This window comes from Cellulomonas sp. P1_G12_2 (assembly GCF_056405535.1).
Genome location: NZ_JBFUBX010000002.1, coordinates 500,209 through 517,845 on the forward strand (window position 1 = coordinate 500,209; position 17,637 = coordinate 517,845).

The 17,637-nt window shown below is 72.1% G+C and carries 14 protein-coding genes; 12 read left to right on the forward strand and 2 right to left on the reverse strand.

Annotated elements, in window-relative coordinates; translation table 11 throughout:
• The first annotated feature begins 38 nt into the window (after positions 1–38).
• From AC1DXT_RS10325 to yjfF, 8 genes are all read left to right on the forward strand, one after another.
• Positions 39–770 (forward strand): ABC transporter permease, encoded by a 732-nt coding sequence (locus tag AC1DXT_RS10325; RefSeq protein WP_477061630.1) that lies wholly within the window; start codon positions 39–41, stop codon positions 768–770.
• A 362-nt stretch (positions 771–1,132) separates the two neighbouring features.
• On the forward strand, positions 1,133–2,170 hold the full coding sequence (locus AC1DXT_RS10330; RefSeq protein ID WP_477061267.1) for a LacI family DNA-binding transcriptional regulator: 1,038 nt from the start codon (positions 1,133–1,135) through the stop codon (positions 2,168–2,170).
• Between the two features lie 50 nt (positions 2,171–2,220).
• On the forward strand, positions 2,221–4,350 hold the full coding sequence (locus tag AC1DXT_RS10335; protein ID WP_477061268.1) for a beta-galactosidase: 2,130 nt from the start codon (positions 2,221–2,223) through the stop codon (positions 4,348–4,350).
• Positions 4,347–6,356: a beta-galactosidase gene (locus AC1DXT_RS10340; RefSeq protein ID WP_477061269.1), complete on the forward strand. Its 2,010-nt coding sequence runs from the start codon at positions 4,347–4,349 to the stop codon at positions 6,354–6,356. Before AC1DXT_RS10335 ends, AC1DXT_RS10340 begins: the two co-directional genes overlap by 4 nt.
• A gap of 300 nt (positions 6,357–6,656) precedes the next feature.
• On the forward strand, positions 6,657–7,652 hold the full coding sequence (locus AC1DXT_RS10345) for an ABC transporter substrate-binding protein (RefSeq protein WP_477061270.1): 996 nt from the start codon (positions 6,657–6,659) through the stop codon (positions 7,650–7,652).
• A gap of 96 nt (positions 7,653–7,748) precedes the next feature.
• Complete coding sequence (locus AC1DXT_RS10350; RefSeq protein ID WP_477061271.1) at positions 7,749–9,299, forward strand: sugar ABC transporter ATP-binding protein; 1,551 nt, start codon at positions 7,749–7,751, stop codon at positions 9,297–9,299.
• Positions 9,296–10,333 carry an ABC transporter permease gene (locus AC1DXT_RS10355; protein ID WP_477061272.1) on the forward strand — a complete coding sequence of 346 codons (1,038 nt, stop codon included), beginning with the start codon at positions 9,296–9,298 and terminating at the stop codon, positions 10,331–10,333. Before AC1DXT_RS10350 ends, AC1DXT_RS10355 begins: the two co-directional genes overlap by 4 nt.
• Positions 10,333–11,352 carry a galactofuranose ABC transporter, permease protein YjfF gene (gene yjfF / locus AC1DXT_RS10360; RefSeq protein WP_477061273.1) on the forward strand — a complete coding sequence of 340 codons (1,020 nt, stop codon included), beginning with the start codon at positions 10,333–10,335 and terminating at the stop codon, positions 11,350–11,352. The genes AC1DXT_RS10355 and yjfF overlap by 1 nt, the downstream gene beginning before the upstream one ends.
• 153 nt (positions 11,353–11,505) lie before the next feature.
• On the opposite strand, the gene AC1DXT_RS10365 is transcribed toward yjfF, so the two are convergent.
• Both AC1DXT_RS10365 and AC1DXT_RS10370 read right to left on the reverse strand, forming a co-directional pair.
• A complete protein-coding gene (locus AC1DXT_RS10365) occupies positions 11,506–12,213 on the reverse strand; it encodes a potassium channel family protein (protein WP_056088635.1) in 708 nt (235 codons plus the stop codon).
• Positions 12,206–13,582: a TrkH family potassium uptake protein gene (locus tag AC1DXT_RS10370; protein WP_477061274.1), complete on the reverse strand. Its 1,377-nt coding sequence runs from the start codon at positions 13,580–13,582 to the stop codon at positions 12,206–12,208. The genes AC1DXT_RS10365 and AC1DXT_RS10370 overlap by 8 nt, the downstream gene beginning before the upstream one ends.
• Positions 13,583–13,723: 141 nt before the next feature.
• Here AC1DXT_RS10370 and AC1DXT_RS10375 point away from each other — a divergent pair, with 141 nt between their 5' ends.
• The 4 genes from AC1DXT_RS10375 to AC1DXT_RS10390 all read left to right on the forward strand — a co-directional run bounded on the left by AC1DXT_RS10375 (position 13,724) and on the right by AC1DXT_RS10390 (position 17,591).
• Complete coding sequence (locus AC1DXT_RS10375; protein ID WP_477061275.1) at positions 13,724–14,911, forward strand: acetoin utilization protein AcuC; 1,188 nt, start codon at positions 13,724–13,726, stop codon at positions 14,909–14,911.
• A 131-nt stretch (positions 14,912–15,042) separates the two neighbouring features.
• Positions 15,043–15,270 (forward strand): helix-turn-helix domain-containing protein, encoded by a 228-nt coding sequence (locus AC1DXT_RS10380; protein WP_477061276.1) that lies wholly within the window; start codon positions 15,043–15,045, stop codon positions 15,268–15,270.
• A gap of 159 nt (positions 15,271–15,429) precedes the next feature.
• Positions 15,430–15,528, forward strand: a complete 99-nt coding sequence (locus AC1DXT_RS10385; RefSeq protein WP_003792170.1) for a 30S ribosomal protein bS22 — start codon at positions 15,430–15,432, stop codon at positions 15,526–15,528.
• A gap of 140 nt (positions 15,529–15,668) precedes the next feature.
• Entirely contained in the window at positions 15,669–17,591 is a 1,923-nt protein-coding gene (locus AC1DXT_RS10390) for a glycoside hydrolase family 127 protein (RefSeq protein ID WP_477061277.1), read from the forward strand.
• Positions 17,592–17,637 lie beyond the last annotated feature (46 nt).

A 17,637-nucleotide genomic window follows, 5' to 3' on the forward strand; every position in this document is an offset into this window, starting at 1 on the left:
ACACCCGGACGGCGACCCGTCAGGAGCACGGCCGCGGGATGACCGCTGCGCTCACCGCCGCGACCGCCCGCCGCGTGCTCACGCAGCTGCGCCACGACAAGCGCACGATCGCCCTGGTCATCCTGCTGCCCTGCGTGCTGATCGGCCTGATCGCCTGGATGTTCGACGACACGCCGGTGCTCGACCAGTTCGGTCCGCTGCTGGTCGGGCTGTTCCCGATGATGGTGATGTTCCTGGTGACCAGCGTCGCCACGCTGCGGGAGCGCATCTCCGGCACGCTCGAGCGCCTGATGACCCTGCCGATCGGGCGCGGCGACGTGGTCGTCGGCTACGCCCTGGCGTTCGCGGTGCTGGCCACCGTGCAGGCGCTGGTCATCGTGGGGTTCGCCGTGTGGGTGTGCGGCATGGACGTCGCGGGGCCGATCGGGCTGGTGGTCCTCGTCGCGGTGCTGGACGCGGTGCTCGGGTGCGCGCTCGGGCTGGGGGCGTCGGCGCTGGCGAGGACCGAGTTCCAGGCCGTGCAGCTGATGCCGCTGGTCCTCTTCCCGCAGCTGATCACCTGCGGCATCCTCATGCCGCGCGACGAGATGCCGGTCGTCCTGGAGTGGCTGTCGCGCGTGCTGCCCCTGACGTACGCGCTCGATGCGATGCAGCAGCTGGCGGCCGGCGGGGCCTGGGCCGACGTGCGCGGTGACGTCGGGGTGATCGCGGGGTTCATCGTGGGAGCCCTCCTCGTGGGCAGCGCCACGCTCCGCCGCCGCACACCCTGAGCCCCACACGCCGAGCCTGCGCCCCCGCCGCTGCGGCCGCGGTGCCGCCCGCCGGCGCCGACCTCCGCCGCCGCGGCCGCCGCTAGCCGCACGCGTCAGCGCCGCCTCCTCACCTGCGCCACCCGCAACCGCGCAGTGACTGTCGAGTTCGTGAGTTGCAACTCACGAACTCGCCTCAAACTCACGAACTCGCGCGCGCGACCCAGCGGGACCGCACGCGGACCGTGGCTGCGGTTGCGCTCGGGTCGCCGCGGCGGCACTAAGCCGTTGCACTCCGATGACCTGGCTCGCTTGACTACGTAGTCAGGCGTGGCGTTGACTGCGTAGTCATCCGACACCGCCGTCGCGAAGGGGACCTCGCCGTGACTGACCGCACCGTCACCAGCAAGCCCCGTCCGGTCGTGGCGATGGACGTGGCCCGCGCTGCCGGGGTGTCGCAGAAGACGGTGTCCCGGGTGATCAACGGGGACCCGCACGTGAGTGCCGAGGTCCGCGGCCGGGTGCACCAGGCGATCACCGCGTTGGGCTACCGGCCCAACCGCGCGGCCCGCAACCTCGTGCTCGGCCGCAGCCGGACCATCGGCGTCCTCTCGGTCGGATCCACCGACTACGGCCCGTCGGCGCTGATGGTCGCCGCGGAGCACGCCATCCGCAGCGCCCGCTACTCGATGTCGGTCATCAACACCCTCGAGGACGAGCCGGAGTCGATCACCAGGTCCCTGCACGAGCTCGTCGACCAGGGCGTGGACGGCATCGTGGTCAACGAGCCGGTCGGCCCGTTCAGCCTGGCGCCCGGTGCCATCGGAGACCTCCCGGTGCTCAGCCTGTCCGGCCGGTACGGCATCTCGGCCAACGAGGTCGTCGCCGACGCGGACCAGGCGTCGGGCGGTCGGCAGGCGGTGAAGCACCTGCTCGGCCTGGGCCACCGCACGGTGCACCACGTCTCCGGTCCCGCTGGCTGGCGGTCCAGCGGGCTGCGCACGGACGGCTGGCGCTCGATGCTCGAGTCTGCCGGCGCCCCGCAGCCGCCCGTGCTCCTGGGCGACTGGAGTGCGCGCTCGGGGTACGAGGCCGGCGTGCACCTGGCGGCCGACCCGACGGTCACCGCGGTGTTCGTCGCGAACGACCAGATGGCGATCGGCCTGCTGCGCGCGTTCATGGAGGCCGGCCGGGACGTGCCGGGGGACGTGAGCGTCGTCGGCTTCGACGACGTGCCCGAGGCCGCCTACCTGGCACGGGCGCTGACCACCATCCGCCAGGACCTCGGTCACCTGGCCACCTTCGGCGTCGGGATGCTCATCGACGCCATCGAGAACCCGCGGCGGCAGGACCGCCGCGAGAACGTCCCGGTCGAGCTCGTGGTCCGGGAGACGACGGCCGCACCACCCCCAGGGCGCTGACGGTCCCCACCAGCACAGCGAAGAGCCCGCACCACCACGGAGAGAGTCACATGGCTGCCCAGCACGATGGAGTCCGCTTCGGCGCCGCGTACTACTACGAGTACGCGGGGCCGGGCGACGACCCCCATCCCGAGACCCTGGAGCGCGACCTCGACCTGATGCAGGCGGCGGGGTTCTCGGTGATCCGCGTCGGGGAGTCGGTGTGGTCCACGTGGGAGCCCGACGAGGGCCGGTTCGAGCTCGACTGGCTCGAGCCCGTCCTCGACGGGGCGCACGCGCGCGGCATCGACGTGGTGCTGGGCACGCCCACGTACGCGCTCCCGATGTGGCTGGTCCGCCGGTACCCGGAGGTCGCGGGCGAGCTCCGCACGGGTCAGCCGATGGGCTGGGGCGCCCGGCAGGAGACCGACATCACGCACCCCGCGTTCCGGTTCCACGCCGAGCGGATCCTCACCCGGATCGTCGAGCGGTACCGGGACCACCCCGCGGTCGTCGGGTTCCAGGTGGACAACGAGCCGGGGCTGCACCTGCTGCACAACCGGGGGGTGTTCCAGCGCTTCGTCGACCACCTGCGGCACACGTACGGGGACGTGGAGACGCTGAACCGGGAGTGGGGGCTCGTGTACTGGTCGCACCGGCTGTCCACGTGGGCGGACCTGTGGACCCCCGACGGGAACGTGCAGCCGCAGTACGACCTGGCGTGGCGCCGGTTCCAGGCGTCGCTGACCACCGAGATGATCGACTGGCAGGCGAAGGCTGTCCGCGCGCTGGCCCGGCCCGATCAGTGGGTGACCACGTGCATCGCGTACGACCGCCCGGCGCTGGAGGACGTCGACCTGGCCTCCGTCCTGGACGTGACCAGCGGGAACGCGTACTACGGGATGCAGGACTCGCTGGCGCACCCGAGCACGTCGACCGTGCCGCAGTTCTGGACCGCGCACGGCACGTGGGCGCTGTTCCAGGTGGGCGACGCCATGTTCTCCAGCCGCGGCGAGCCGTTCCTGGTCACGGAGACCAATGCGCAGTCCATCGGCGGCCCCAGCACCAACAACCCCGCCTACCCCGGCCAGTGGCGGCAGTCGGCCTGGGCGCTCGTCGCGCGCGGTGCCCGGATGGTCGAGTACTGGCACTGGCACACGCTGCACTACGGCGCCGAGACCTACTGGGGCGGCGTCCTGCCGCACAGCGGGGTGCCCGGCCGGCCGTACCGGGAGCTCGCGCTGCTGGGCGCGGAGCTCGCTCGCGTGGGCGGGGAGCTGGCGGACGCCGTCCCCGACTCCGACATCGCGATCCTGTCGTCCACCGAGTCGCGCTTCGCGCTCGCCGCCCAGCCGCCGCTGCAGAAGCCCGACGGCACGGCGGACCCGAACAGCTACCCCCGGATCGTCAGCGCGTTCTACCGGGGCGCGTTCGACGCGGGCCTGCAGGTGCGCGTGGTCCGGCCGCGCTACCTGTTCGCGGAGGACCCGGCGGCCGTCGTCGGCGCCCACCCGGTGCTCGTCGCGGCCGGCTACTACCCCGCGTCCGACGCGGACCTCGCGTGGCTGCTCCGGTACGCCGAGGCCGGCGGCCACCTGGTCGTCGGACCCCGCACCGGCTACGCCGACCACGAGGGCCGCGCCCGCGCCGAGGTGCAGCCCGCGCGCCTGTCCACCGCGGCGGGCGCCTGGTACGAGGAGTTCAGCAACCTCGCCGAGCCGGTGCCGGTCACCGGGGCGCTCGCGGGTGAGGCGACCGCGTGGGCCGAGTGCCTGGTCGCCGACGGCGCCGACGTGCTCGCCACCTACGAGCACCCGCACCTGGGCGCCTGGGCGGCGGCCACGACGCGGTCCCACGGCGCCGGTCGGATCACGGTCGTCGGCACCGTGCCCGGCCTGGAGCTCGCCCGGTCGCTGGCCGACTGGCTGGTGCCCGCCCCGCTCGCCGGCTGGGAGGACCTGCCCCCGAGCGTCACCGTCCACAGCTCCACCCGACCGGACGGCACCCGCGTCCACGTCGTGCACAACTGGTCCTGGGAGGCCGCCACCGTGACTGCTCCGACCGATCTCGACGTCCTCGTCGCCCCCCGGGGTGCCGCACCCGCCGACCCGCCGCCGTCGGACGCCGCCGGGCCGTCGGTCGCGCAGGGGTCCACGCTGAGCCTCGGCTCGTGGGACGTGCTCGTGGCGGTGGCCCGATGAGCCGCTGGACGGGCCCGTGGCCCACGGACGGCATCGCGTTCGGCGCCGACTACAACCCGGAGCAGTGGCCGCAGGAGGTGTGGGCCGACGACGTCGCGCTCATGCGGGAGGCCGGCGTCACGCTGGTGAGCCTCGGCATCTTCTCCTGGGGGCAGCTGGAGCCGGCGGAGGGCCAGTTCGACTTCGGCTGGCTGGACCGCATCCTCGACCTGCTGCACGAGGCCGGGATCCGCGTGGACCTGGCCACGCCGAGCGCCGCGCCCCCGGTCTGGCTGCACCTCGCGCACCCCGAGATGCTGCCGGTCGACGCCGACGGCCTGCGGTACACCCACGGCAGCCGCGAGTCGTGGTGCGTCTCCTCGCCCGTGATCCGGGAGCACGCCACCCGGATCGCCCGCGTGCTCGCCGAGCGCTACGGGCACCACCCCGCGGTGGCCATGTGGCACATCTCCAACGAGCTGGCCTGCCACAACGGCCGCTGCTACTGCGACGTGTCCGCCGCGGCGTTCCGCGACTGGCTGGGCAAGGAGTACGCCGACGTCGACGCGCTCAACCTCGCCTGGGGCACCGCGTTCTGGGGCCAGCGGTACGCGAGCCTCGACCAGGTGCTGCCGCCGCGCCGCACGACCACCATCCCCAACCCGGGCCAGCGGCTGGACTTCGAGCGGTTCTCCTCCGACGCCTTCGTCGCGCACCTCGACGCCGAGGCCGCCGTGCTGCGCGAGGTCACGCCGCACCTGCCGGTGACCACCAACTACATGGTCATGGGCGACTTTCACCAGATCGACTACACGCAGGCCACGCCGCTGATCGACATCGTGTCCAACGACCACTACCTGGGTGCCGAGGACCCGCGCGGCTGGGCGGAGCTGGCGTTCAGCGCCGACCGCGCGCGCGGGCTGGCGGGCGGCGACCCGTGGGTGCTCATGGAGCACTCGACGAGCGCGGTGAACTGGCAGCCCCGCAACCTGGCCAAGGAGCCGGGCCAGCTGCTGCGCAACTCCCTGCAGCACGTGGCCCGCGGCGCCGACGGCGTCCTGTTCTTCCAGTGGCGCCAGTCCCGTGCGGGTGCCGAGAAGTACCACTCGGGGATGGTGCCGCACGCCGGCGCCGACTCGGAGCTGTTCCGCGAGGTGGCCCACCTGGGCGCCACGCTCGGGCGGCTGGCCGAGGTGCGGGGCAGCGTCGTCGAGAAGGCCCGCGTCGCCCTGCTCTGGGACACCCAGGCCTGGTGGGCCAGCGAGCTCGAGGCGCACCCGACCGTCGACCTGCGGTACCTCGACCTGCCCCGGGCGCTGCACGGAGCGCTGCTCGACGCCGGGGTCGCGGTCGACGTGGTCCCCGCGACGTCGGACCTCGACGGCTACGACGTGGTCCTGGTCCCGACGCTCTATCTCGCGCCGGCGGACCTGTCCGACCGGCTGTCGGCGGTGGTCGAGCGCGGCGGCCAGGTGCTCGTCTCCTACTTCTCCGGCATCGTCGACGAGCACGACCGCGTCCTGCTCGGCGGCTACCCGGGCGCGTTCCGGGACCTGCTCGGCGTCCGGGTCGAGGAGTTCGCTCCGCTGCGCGAGGGCGGGTCCGTGCGGCTCAGCGACGGCTCGTCCGGCGAGGTGTGGACCGAGCGGTTCACGGCCGACGACGCCGAGGTGCTGGCCACCTATACCGACGGCCCGTCCGCTGGCGGTCCCGCCCTGACCCGGCGGACCGTCGACGGCGGGGGAGCGGCCTGGTACCTGTCGACGCGGCTCGACGTGCCGTCGACCGCGGCGCTCGTGGCGCGGGTGCTGGACGCTGCCGGTGTCACGCCGCTGGCCGAGGCGCCGGGCGGGCTCGAGCTCGTCCGCCGTGTCGGGGCGTCGGGCAGCTGGCTGTTCGCGATCAACCACACCGACGAGGACCTGCCCCTGCACGCCGCGGGGCGGGACCTCGTCGGCGACGTCGAGCACGCCGTGGGCGACCGCGTGGCCGCGCGCGGGGTGGTCGTCCTGCGCGAGCGCCCCTGAGCTCGCCAGGAGCTGCCTCTCGCGTCACTCCGTCACCACGCGTCACGACTGCGCCTGGATCGGACGTGCCGCGCGGGCTTGACCGTGCACCCGTCAGCTGCGAAGCGTGACCGGAATGCAACCTGACAATCGCGACAACTGACGGAATGTGAGCGCTAACATCAGGCGAACCACCTACTGGACCTCGGTCCGGCAGGACTCGTGCCCCGGTGCCCCGGGTGCGCGACGTGGGCCGACCGGCGTGGGTCGGGTCCGCGAGCGAGTGCGTTTCTCGAGGAGGAGAAGCAGATGGTCAGCAAGATGTTCAGGACACGATCGATCGCCGCAGGCATCGCGGTGCTCGCACTCGGGCTCGCAGCATGCAGCGGCAGCGGAGACTCCGGCGACGGGGAGACCGCAGGCGGCGACGGCGGCGGCGACGGCGCGATCTCCGTCGGCTTCAGCCAGGTCGGTGCCGAGAGCGGCTGGCGTGCCGCCAACACCAAGTCGATCCAGGACGCACTCACGGAGGACGCAGGCTTCAAGCTCAGCTTCTCCGACGCCCAGCAGAAGCAGGAGAACCAGATCCAGGCGATCCGGTCCTACATCGCGCAGGGCGTCGACTACATCGCGTTCTCCCCGGTGGTCGAGTCCGGCTGGGACAGCGTGCTCGAAGAGGCAAAGGACGCCGGCATCCCGGTCATCCTCACCGACCGCGCGGTCGACTCCGAGGACACGTCGCTCTACGTGACGTTCATCGGCTCCGACTTCGTCGAGGAGGGCAAGCGCATCGGTGACTGGGTGTCCGAGAACCTCGGCACCGAGCCCATCAACGTCGTCGAGCTGCAGGGCACCACGGGCTCCGCGCCCGCGATCGACCGCAAGACCGGGTTCGAGGACGCCATCGCCGGCAACGACAACATCTCGGTGATCGCCTCGGAGACCGGCAACTTCACGCGCGCCGAGGGCAAGACGGTCATGGAGGGCTTCCTGCAGGCCTACCCCGACATCGACGTCGTGTACGCGCACAACGACGACATGGGCCTCGGCGCCATCGAGGCGATCAAGGCGGCCGGCAAGGTGCCCGGTCAGGACATCAAGGTCGTCACCATCGACGGCGTCAAGGACGGCATGACCGCCCTCGCCGCCGGCGAGATCAGCTACATCGTCGAGTGCAACCCGCTGCTCGGCCCGGACCTCGCCGACATCATCAAGACCCTCGACGAGGGCGGCACCGTCGAGCCGCGCATCGTCACCAAGGACGAGGCGTTCGACCAGGCAGGTGCCCAGGCAGTACTGGCCGACCGGCAGTACTGACCCGACCCGCCCCCGCTGCCCGGGGGGACGTCCACGTCCCCCCGGGCAGCACCGCCCTGCCGGTACCGTGGGACCGGCTCGGACGAAAGGTCGACGATGACCGACGACACTGCTGTGAGCACCCCGGACGCCGCCCCGATCGTGGCGATGTCGGGGATCTCCATCACCTTCCCCGGGGTCAAGGCGCTGGACGGCGTCGACTTCCGGCTGTTCCCCGGCGAGGTGCACGCCCTGATGGGCGAGAACGGCGCCGGCAAGTCCACCCTGATCAAGGCCCTCACCGGCGTGTACACGATCGACTCCGGCCAGATCGTCATCGACGGCCAGGAGCGCACCTTCGCCGGTCCCGCGCAGGCGCAGGCCGCGGGGATCAGCACCGTCTACCAAGAGGTCAACCTCTGCGACAACCTGTCCGTGGCGGAGAACATCATGCTCGGCCACGAGGTGCGCCGGGCCGGCGTCGTCGACTGGCGGCGCACCCGCGCGGCCGCCCGCGAGCACCTGCGGACCATGAACCTCGACATCGACCCGAAGTCGTCGCTGTCTGCTCACTCGCTGGCCGTGCAGCAGCTGGTCGCGATCTCGCGCGCGATGGTCGTCGACGCCCGTGTGCTCATCCTCGACGAGCCGACGTCCAGCCTCGACGCCGACGAGGTGGCCCGGCTGTTCCGCGTGGTGCGCGACCTGCGCCGCCGCGGCGTCGCCATCCTGTTCGTCTCGCACTTCCTCGACCAGGTGTACGAGATCAGCGACCGCATGACGGTCCTGCGCAACGGCGCGCTCGTCGGGGAGTACCTGACGGCGGAGCTGCCCCGCGTCGAGCTCGTGCAGAAGATGATCGGCCGGGCGCTCGAGGTGCTCGAGCAGCTCGAGGAGGCACCCAAGCGCTCGGTCGCCGAGCGCGCGGACACCCAGCCGTACGTGCAGGCCATCGGCCTCGGCCGCAAGGGCACGATCGAGCCGTTCGACCTCGACGTCTATGCCGGCGAGGTCGTCGGGCTCGCGGGTCTGCTCGGTTCGGGCCGCACGGAGCTCGCTCGCCTGCTCTACGGCGCCGACCACGCGGACACCGGCGAGATCCGCGTGGAGGGGACGCCCACGAAGATGCGGACCCCGCGCACGGCCCTGTCGCGCGGCATCGTCTACTCCTCGGAGAGCCGCAAGACCGAGGGCATCGTCGGCGACCTGACCGTGCGGGAGAACATCGTGCTCGGCCTCCAGGCCGACCGCGGCTGGCTGCGCCGGATCTCGAAGCGCAAGTCCGACGAGGTGGTGAACCGCTACATCGAGGCCCTCGGCATCCGGCCCGCCAACCCCGACGCGATCGCGGGCAACCTGTCCGGCGGCAACCAGCAGAAGGTGCTGCTCGCGCGCTGGCTGGCCACGGCCCCGAAGCTCCTGCTGCTCGACGAGCCCACCCGCGGCATCGACGTCGGCGCCAAGGCCGAGATCCAGCGGCTCGTCGCGGACCTGGCGGCGCAGGGCATGGCGGTCGTGTTCATCTCCGCCGAGCTCGAGGAGGTGCTGCGCCTCTCGCACCGCATCGCCGTGCTGCGCGACCGCAGGCTCGTCGCCCAGATCACCAACTCCGACGACGTCACCACCGACGACGTCGTCCACCTCATCGCGAGCGGAGGGCAGTCATGAGCGCCGTCGGAGCCGTCACCCGGCACCGGTTGTTCTGGCCCGTCGTCGCGCTGGCCGTGCTGCTGCTGGCCTGCGTGCTCAAGTCGAACACGTTCCTGGACATCGCCGTGCGCGACGGGCACCTGTACGGGGGGCCGATCGACATCCTGCGGCGGTCCAGCGTGCTGCTGCTGGTGGCGCTGGGCATGACGCTCGTCATCGCCACGCGGGGCATCGACCTGTCCGTCGGCGCCGTGATGGCGATCGCCGGCGCGGTCGCGCTGTCCCAGATCGCCGCGTCCGACGACCCGGGGTCGCTGGCCGTCGTCCTGTCCGCGATCGGCAGTGCCGTGCTCGTGTGCCTGCTCATCGGCGTGTTCAACGGGTTCCTCGTCGCCGTCGTCGGGATCCAGCCGATCATCGCGACCCTCGTGATCATGACGGCCGGCCGGGGCATCGCGATGCTCATCACCGGCGGTCAGATCACCACCGTGACCAGCGCGCCCTACAAGACGATCGCCACCGGCTACTGGCTGGGGCTGCCCGTCGCCGCGCTGATCGCCGGGTTCTTCTTCCTCGTCACCGCGCTGATCACCCGGCGCACGGCGCTCGGCGTGCTCATCGAGTCGGTCGGCATCAACCCGGTCGCCTCGCGGCTGGCGGGCGTGCGCGCGCGGACGATCATCTGGACCGTCTACATCCTGTGCGCGTTCTTCGCGTGCGTCGCCGGGTTCATCCGCAGCTCCGACATCATGGCGGCCGACGCCAACAACGCCGGGCTGTTCATCGAGCTCGACGCGATCCTCGCGGTCGTCATCGGCGGCACCTCGCTGGCCGGCGGCAAGTTCTCGCTGGTCGGCACGCTCGTCGGCGTCCTCGTGATCACCACGCTGACCTTCTCGGTGACCATCCTGGGCATCCCCGCCAACGCGGTGTCCCTGTTCAAGGCGCTCGTCGTCATCCTGGTCTGCCTGCTGCAGTCGCCGGTGGTCAGGCACAAGATGCGGGCCCGCAGACGAGCTGTCGCCCCTGCTCCTGTGGAGGTCCCGGCCTGATGACCACCGACCAGCTCACCCGGCCCGCCGACGCCCCGCCGTCCCTGGGCTCCCGCGTCCGGCGGTTCCGCGTCGACGAGCGCTACCTGCCGGTCATCGGCACCGTGGTCGTCCTGATCATCATGCTGGCCATCGGCGGCTCGCGGTACGAGAACTTCCTCACCGGCCGCGTGATGGCCAACGTGCTCATCAACAACTCGTTCCTCGTGGTGATCGCCGTCGGCATGACGTTCGTGATCCTCACCGGGGGCATCGACCTGTCCGTCGGCGCCGTCGTCGCGCTGTCGGGGTGCGTCGCCGCGTGGATGTTCTCGCACGGCTACGGCGCCGCCGTGGCGATCCCGCTGGTCATCCTCGTCGGCACGGTCATCGGCCTGGCCGTCGGGGTGATGGTCCACGTGTTCGAGATACAACCCTTCATCGCCACCCTGGCGGCGATGTTCCTGGCGCGGGGTCTGTGCTACATCGTGGCGCCCGAGTCGATCCCGATCACCGACCCGACCATCGTCGCCCTGGCCCGCACCCGCTGGGGGACCGAGGACGGCCTGGTGATCACCCCGAGCGGCGTCATCGCGCTGGCGGTCGTGGCGATCGCCTTCGTGACGCTGCACTACACCCGGTTCGGCCGCACCGTGTACGCGATCGGGGGCAGCGAGCAGTCCGCGAAGCTCATGGGCCTGCCGGTCGCGCGCACCAAGGTGCTGGTCTACGTCATCAGCGGGACCTGCGCGGGGCTCGGCGGCCTGCTGTTCGCGATCTTCTCGCGCTCGGGGTACGCCCTGACCGGCGTCGGCATGGAGCTCGACGCCATCGCCGCGGTGGTCATCGGCGGGACGCTGCTCACGGGCGGCAGCGGCTTCGTGCTCGGGTCGGTGCTCGGCGTGCTGGTGCTGGGTCTGATCCAGACGATCATCACGTTCCAGGGCACGCTCAGCTCGTGGTGGACCAAGATCTTCATCGGCGCGCTGCTGCTGATCTTCGTGGTCCTGCAGCGCCTCCTGGTGATCCGCCGCCGCTGAGCGCACCGCCGCCCACCCCGCGCACCTCTGTCCCCGCCCGCGCGCGAGATCGGTGATCCGCGCCGAGCTCGGTAGCTCTAGCCACCGAGCTCGGCGCGAACCACCGAGTTCGCCGTCCTGCGAGCGCGTGCGGGAGTGAGGGCCTTGTGTGGGTCACGGCCGTGCCGCGAAGCGCTCCAGCAGGTCGGCGTGGCCCGAGACGATGATCAGGTCGTTCTGCGACAGGCGGGTCTCCGGAGTCGCGTACACGAAGTCGATGCCGGGGCTCTTCACCCCGATCACGGTCACGCCGTAGCGCTCGCGCACCTTCGACTGCGCGAGCGTGAACCCCTGCGTCTCCTTCGGCGGGCGCATCTTCACGATGGTGAACCCGTCCTCGACCTCGATGTAGTCGAGCAGCTTGCCGGACACCAGGTGGGCCACGCGCGCGCCGGCGTCGGCCTCGGGGAGCACCACGTGGTGCGCGCCGATGCGCTGCAGGATGCGCGCGTGCTCGTTGCTGACGGCCTTGGCCCAGATCTGCGGCACGCCGATGTCGACCAGGTTGCCGGTGATCAGGACGGACGCCTCGAGGTAGGACCCGACGCCGACGACGGCCACGGGGAACTCGCGCGCCCCGAGCTGCTCGAGGGCCTCGGGGTTGGCGGCGTCGGCCTCGACGAGCGCGACCCGGCCGGCCCACTGGGCCACCAGCTCCGGGTTGCGCTCGACGGCGAGCACGTCCTGGCCGAGCCGGTCCAGGGTCGCCGCGATGGCGGACCCGAACCGGCCGAGCCCGATGACGAGCACGCCCGAGTCCTTCTTGGGTGTGCGCGGTGCGTTCTGCGGCCCCTTGAGCGAGTCGCCGAATCTGTCAGCCAATGATCGGCCTCTCTTCTGGTAGCCGGATCACCCGACGACGGTTGCGCAGCGCGAGCGCGGCCGCAAGCGTCATCGTGCCGGTCCGGCCGATGAACATGAGCACGGTGAGCACGTACTTCGCCGGGGTCGGCAGGGTCGGCGTGATGCCGGTGGACAGGCCGCACGTGGCGAACGCGGAGATGACCTCGAAGAGCACCTTGTCCAGGGTGAGGTTGGTGATGGCCAGGAGAAGCAGCGACGAGACCAGCACCAGTGTGGCCGAGACCAGCGAGACGGCGATCGCGACCTGCAGGGCCTCGCGCGGGATCCGCCGCCCGTAGGCCTCGACGTCCTTGTCGCCGCGCCCCTCGGCCAGGATCGCGAGCAGCATCACGGCGAGCGTCGTGACCTTGATGCCGCCCGCGGTGGAGGCCGAGCCGCCACCGACGAACATCAGGGCGTCCATGAGCAGCCACGTGCTCTCGTGCATCTCCCCGACGTTCACTGTCGAGAACCCGCCCGACCGCGGCATGACGCCGGCGAACAGCGAGGCGAGCGCGGTGGCGCTGGGGCCCAGCGGCTTGAACGTGCCCGGGTTGGTCCACTCGAACGCGGCGACGAGGATCGACCCCGCGACCACGAGGCCGAGGCTGGTGGTCACGGTCAGCTTGGAGTGCAGGCTCCAGCGGCGCGGCTCGCGCAGGTTGCGGGCCACGTTGAGGATGACGGGGAACCCGAGCGAGCCGATGAAGACGCCGACGATGATCGGCATCAGCACCCACCAGTCCGACACGAAGGGCTCGAGCCCGTACGGGGTGGGCACGAAGCCGGCGTTGTTGAACGACGAGACCGCGTAGAAGATCGAGTGCCACGCCGCCTCACCCAGGTCCTCGTCGAACATGAGGAACCGCGGGAAGAGCACGATCGCGATGATCAGCTCGAGGGAGACGGACGTGATGATGACGGTCCTGACCAGCGAGCCGACCTCGCCGAGCCGCGTCTCCTTGGTCTCCGACGAGACGAGCAGGCGCTGCGTGAGGCCGATCCGCCGGGACACCGCCATGCCGAGCAGCGACGCGAGCGTCATGACGCCGAGGCCGCCGATCTGGATGGCGATCAGGATGACGACCAGGCCCCAGGTCGACCAGTACTCGCCGGTGGGGACCACGACCAGGCCGGTGACGGTGCTGGCGGACGCCGCGGTGAACAGCGCGTCGACGAACGGCGCCTGACGGCCGCTCGCGGTCGCCCACGGTGCGTAGAGGCCGGCGGTGACCCCCGCGATCACGAGGGCGAACACGCCGAGGGCGAGGCGGGCGGGGGACTGCCGTGCGGAGCGGTCGACGTACTCACGCCACCGCCACGCCACGCCCGGGCCACCCCGCGCCATCACACCTCCCGCAACCGGCCCGGCGCTCGCCGGTCGGGGCAACTCTGGCACGCCCCGGGCGTGTGGTTCGACCCGACAGGCGCGCGACGGGCACGGCCGCGTCGGATCGACAGCGGGAGCGTCGGGTGCGACGGTGAGCCCATGACGTCGTCGGCACCCGTGCGCGTGGTCTGGTCGCGCGAGATGCTCGCGTACGACTTCGGCCACGGGCACCCCATGACGTCGGAGCGGCTGGACCTCACCATCCGGCTGGCCGAGTCCCTCGGCCTGCTCACCGGGCCCGACGTGGAGCTGGTGGGCGCGAAGGAGGCCTCGGACGAGCTCCTGCAGACCGTGCACGACCCCGCCTACGTCGCCGCGGTGCACCGGGCGTCCGACGACGGCACCCCCGACCTCTCGTTCGGCCTGGGCTCCAGCGACGACCCCGTCTTCCCGCACATGCACGAGGCCTCCGCCATGGTGGTCCAGGGGTCGGTCGACTCGGCGCTCGCCGTCTGGGAGGGACGGGCGGAGCACGCCGTCAACGTCACCGGTGGCCTGCACCACGCGATGCCGTCGGCGGCGTCGGGGTTCTGCGTCTACAACGACGCGGCGGTGGCCATCGTGGCGCTGCTGGACGCCGGGGCGGAGCGCGTGGCCTACGTCGACATCGACGCGCACCACGGGGACGGCGTCCAGTCGGTGTTCTGGGACGACCCCCGCGTGCTCACCGTCTCGCTGCACGAGACCGGTCACGCCCTGTTCCCGGGCACGGGACACGCGCGCGAGACCGGCGGGCTCGGCGCCGAGGGCACGTCCGTCAACGTCGCGCTGCCGTCCGGCACGGGCGACGCCGGCTGGCTCCGGGCCATCGACGCCGTGGTCCCCGCCGTGGTGCGCGAGTTCGCCCCGGACGTGCTGGTCACCCAGCACGGCTGCGACACGCACACCCTCGACCCCCTCACGCATCTGCGGGTGAGCCTGGACGGCCAGCGGCGGGCCGCGGAGCTGTTGCACGAGCTCGCGCACGAGGTGGCGGGCGGTCGCTGGCTGGCGCTCGGCGGTGGCGGCTACGCGGTGGTCGACGTGGTGCCGCGGTCGTGGACGCACCTGCTCGCCATCGCGACGCACCACCCCGTCGACCCCGCCACCGAGATCCCGGAGGAGTGGCGCTCGCTGGTGCGGGAGAGGTACGGGCGGCTGGGTCCGGACCGGATGACCGACGACCGCGACGCGACGTTCAGCCCGTGGGCGAGCGGGTACGACCCCGCGGACGACGTCGACCGCACCATCCGGGCGACCCGCGCGGCCGTCTTCCCGTCGCTGGGGCTGGACCCCGAGCACGACTGAGCCGCTGGGCCACACGGGCGAAGTCCCAGGCGTCCCCTCTTTCCCGTGCGTCCCAGGGGCCACTAGGCTGAGCCGGCACCCGCAGGGTGGGTGCGCGGGCCCGCCGCGCGCCGGGCGGAACGGGTGACGACATGAGCGACCAGCGCGACCAGCCCGGCCGCACGCGATTCCTCACCGTGCTCGAGGTCGCGGACGTCATGCGCGTCTCGAAGATGACGGTCTACCGTCTGCTGCACTCCGGCGAGCTCCCCGGCGTCCGCGTCGGCCGCTCGTTCCGCGTCCCGCAGGACGCGCTGGACCACTATCTCGCCACGTCGCCGGCCGTCGAGGTGCGCGACGAGGACCGACGGAGCTCGTAAGAGCCCGCGCGTCGTCCGGCACCCTCCGGATCGCGTAAGGTAGAGCCTCGGACTTTGTTCGTGCGTGGGCGACTCGATTGCACTCGATCTCTTCTACGCGTCGATCGACCACCAGAACGGCCCGTCGCCGGGCCTCCATCGGAAGCGAAGTGAGGACCCATGGGCTCCGTCATCAAGAAGCGCCGCAAGCGGATGGCCAAGAAGAAGCACCGCAAGCTGCTGCGCAAGACGCGCCACCAGCGTCGTAACAAGAAGTGAGCCCGGGCGGCCGCGAGGTCGCCTGCTCCGACGTACGGGCCCGGCATCTGCCGGGCCCGTCGTGTTTGTCGCCCGGACTGAGGTCCGACGCTTCTACAACGATGTAGAGTTCGAGTGTGCCCCACGCCACCAGGAGCCCGATGTCGACGCCGACCGCGGTCGTGGACGGCCCGACGGTGCCGCGAGCCGGTGTCGTCCGCCGGGCGCCCCTCCCGTTCGACGCCGTCGCGCTCGACCCGGGCTCGTTCCTGGGCCGCTGGCAGTCGGTGAACCGGGACGCCACGATCCCGCACGTGCTCGCGCAGCTCGAGTCGGCCGGCACGGTCGACAACTTCCGTCGCCTGGTCGGGCGCTCCGAGGCCGCCCACCGGGGATTCAACTTCGTCGACTCGGACGTCTACAAGGCGCTCGAGGCGCTGGCGTGGGAGGCCGGCCGGCTGCCCGACGACCAGCCGTGGGAGGACCGCGCGCGCGAGCTGGTGGACCTGCTGGCCGCGGCGCAGCGCGAGGACGGCTACCTGCACACCCTCTACAGCGGCGACGAGGTGTTCGCCGACCTGCGCTGGGGGCACGAGCTGTACGTGCTCGGTCACCTGGTGCAGGCGGCGGTGGCACGCGTGCGGACCACGGGCCGCACCGACCTGCTCGACGTCGCCCGGCGGTTCGCGGACCTGGCCGTCGCGCGGTTCGGGGAGGGCGGCGAGGACGGTTACTGCGGACACCCCGAGGTCGAGACCGCGCTGGTCGAGCTGTACCGGCTCACGGGCGAGCGGTCGTACCTGGACCTGGCCCGGCGGCAGGTGGACCTGCGCGGCTCCGGCCTGCTCGGGTCCGGACCGTTCGCTCCCGCGTACCACCAGGACCACCTGCCGGTGCGCGAGGTCACCGAGGTGACCGGGCACGCGGTCCGGCAGGCGTACCTGGCGGCGGGTGTCGCGGACGTCGTCGCCGAGACCGGTGACCCCGAGCTGCGCGCGTACCTCCTGCGGCTGTGGGACTCGGCGCCGGGCACCAGCACGTACGTGACGGGCGGGACCGGGTCGCGGCACAAGGACGAGGCGTTCGGCGACCCCTACGAGCTGCCGCCGGACCGTGCCTACGCCGAGACGTGCGCCGCGATCGCGACGTTCCAGTGGGCGTGGCGGATGCTCCTGCTCACGGGCGAGGGCCGGTTCGCCGACGAGATGGAGCGGACGCTCTACAACGCGATCCCCGCATCGACCTCGGTGGACGGGACGGGGTTCCTGTACGCCAACCCGCTGCAGGTGCGGACCGGGCACGACGGCTCGAGCGAGTTCGCGCCCGCCGAGCGGCTGCCGTGGTTCGCGTGCGCGTGCTGCCCCCCGAACCTCGCGCGGCTGGTCGCCTCGCTGCAGGGCTACGTGGCGACGCGCGACGCCGACGGGGTGCAGCTGCACCTGTACGCGGACGCCGACGTGACCGTGGGCTCCACCCTGCTGCGGGTCCGCACCGAGTACCCGTGGGACGGGCGGGTGGTCGTCGACGCCGGTCCCGACGGGCTGGCGCAGGACCTGGCACTGCGGATCCCTGCCTGGGCCGACGTACCGGCGGTGCGGCTCGTCGTCGACGGAGCGGTCACCGACGTCGTCGTCGAGCAGGGCTACGTCCGCGTGGCCGGTCCTGTGCGGCGCGTCGAGCTCGAGCTCCCCATGCCCGTGGTCGCCGTGGCGGCTCACCCGCGCGTCGACGCGGCGCGCGGCTGCGTGGCGCTGCGCCGGGGGCCGGTCGTCTACTGCGTCGAGCAGGCCGGGCTGCCGTCCGGGGTCGTGCTCGAGGACCTCGCCCTGCTGCCCGGCAGCCCGCTGTCCGCGGCGCCCCCGGTGGCGGGCGTCGACGCGCTGGTCACCGTCGAGGCCGTCGCGGTCCACCGACCGGCGACCGGCGGGCCGCTCTATCGCGCCGCGTCCGCCGGAGTCGTCGGCACCCCCAGACCGGGCACATCGGCCGGGAGGATCACGTTGCGGGCCGTGCCCTACCACCGCTGGGGGAGCCGCGGACCTGGAGCGATGCGCGTGTGGCTGCCCGTGGCGGAGCGACCGTGACGGGGCTGGGTCTGCCACGCTGGCCTTCGACACTGCACGGACGGAT

Bases quoted from the DNA above. Each gene is read 5' to 3' on its own strand.
- AC1DXT_RS10340 (WP_477061269.1), top strand. From the start codon at position 4,347: ATGAGCCGCTGGACGGGCCCGTGGCCCACGGACGGCATCGCGTTCGGC.
- AC1DXT_RS10390 (WP_477061277.1), top strand. From the start codon at position 15,669: ATGTCGACGCCGACCGCGGTCGTGGACGGCCCGACGGTGCCGCGAGCC.
- AC1DXT_RS10350 (WP_477061271.1), top strand. From the start codon at position 7,749: ATGACCGACGACACTGCTGTGAGCACCCCGGACGCCGCCCCGATCGTG.
- AC1DXT_RS10345 (WP_477061270.1), top strand. From the start codon at position 6,657: ATGTTCAGGACACGATCGATCGCCGCAGGCATCGCGGTGCTCGCACTC.
- AC1DXT_RS10335 (WP_477061268.1), top strand. From the start codon at position 2,221: ATGGCTGCCCAGCACGATGGAGTCCGCTTCGGCGCCGCGTACTACTAC.
- AC1DXT_RS10385 (WP_003792170.1), top strand. From the start codon at position 15,430: ATGGGCTCCGTCATCAAGAAGCGCCGCAAGCGGATGGCCAAGAAGAAG.
- AC1DXT_RS10325 (WP_477061630.1), top strand. From the start codon at position 39: ATGACCGCTGCGCTCACCGCCGCGACCGCCCGCCGCGTGCTCACGCAG.
- AC1DXT_RS10370 (WP_477061274.1), bottom strand. From the start codon at position 13,582: ATGGCGCGGGGTGGCCCGGGCGTGGCGTGGCGGTGGCGTGAGTACGTC.
- yjfF (WP_477061273.1), top strand. From the start codon at position 10,333: ATGACCACCGACCAGCTCACCCGGCCCGCCGACGCCCCGCCGTCCCTG.
- AC1DXT_RS10355 (WP_477061272.1), top strand. From the start codon at position 9,296: ATGAGCGCCGTCGGAGCCGTCACCCGGCACCGGTTGTTCTGGCCCGTC.
- AC1DXT_RS10375 (WP_477061275.1), top strand. From the start codon at position 13,724: ATGACGTCGTCGGCACCCGTGCGCGTGGTCTGGTCGCGCGAGATGCTC.
- AC1DXT_RS10380 (WP_477061276.1), top strand. From the start codon at position 15,043: ATGAGCGACCAGCGCGACCAGCCCGGCCGCACGCGATTCCTCACCGTG.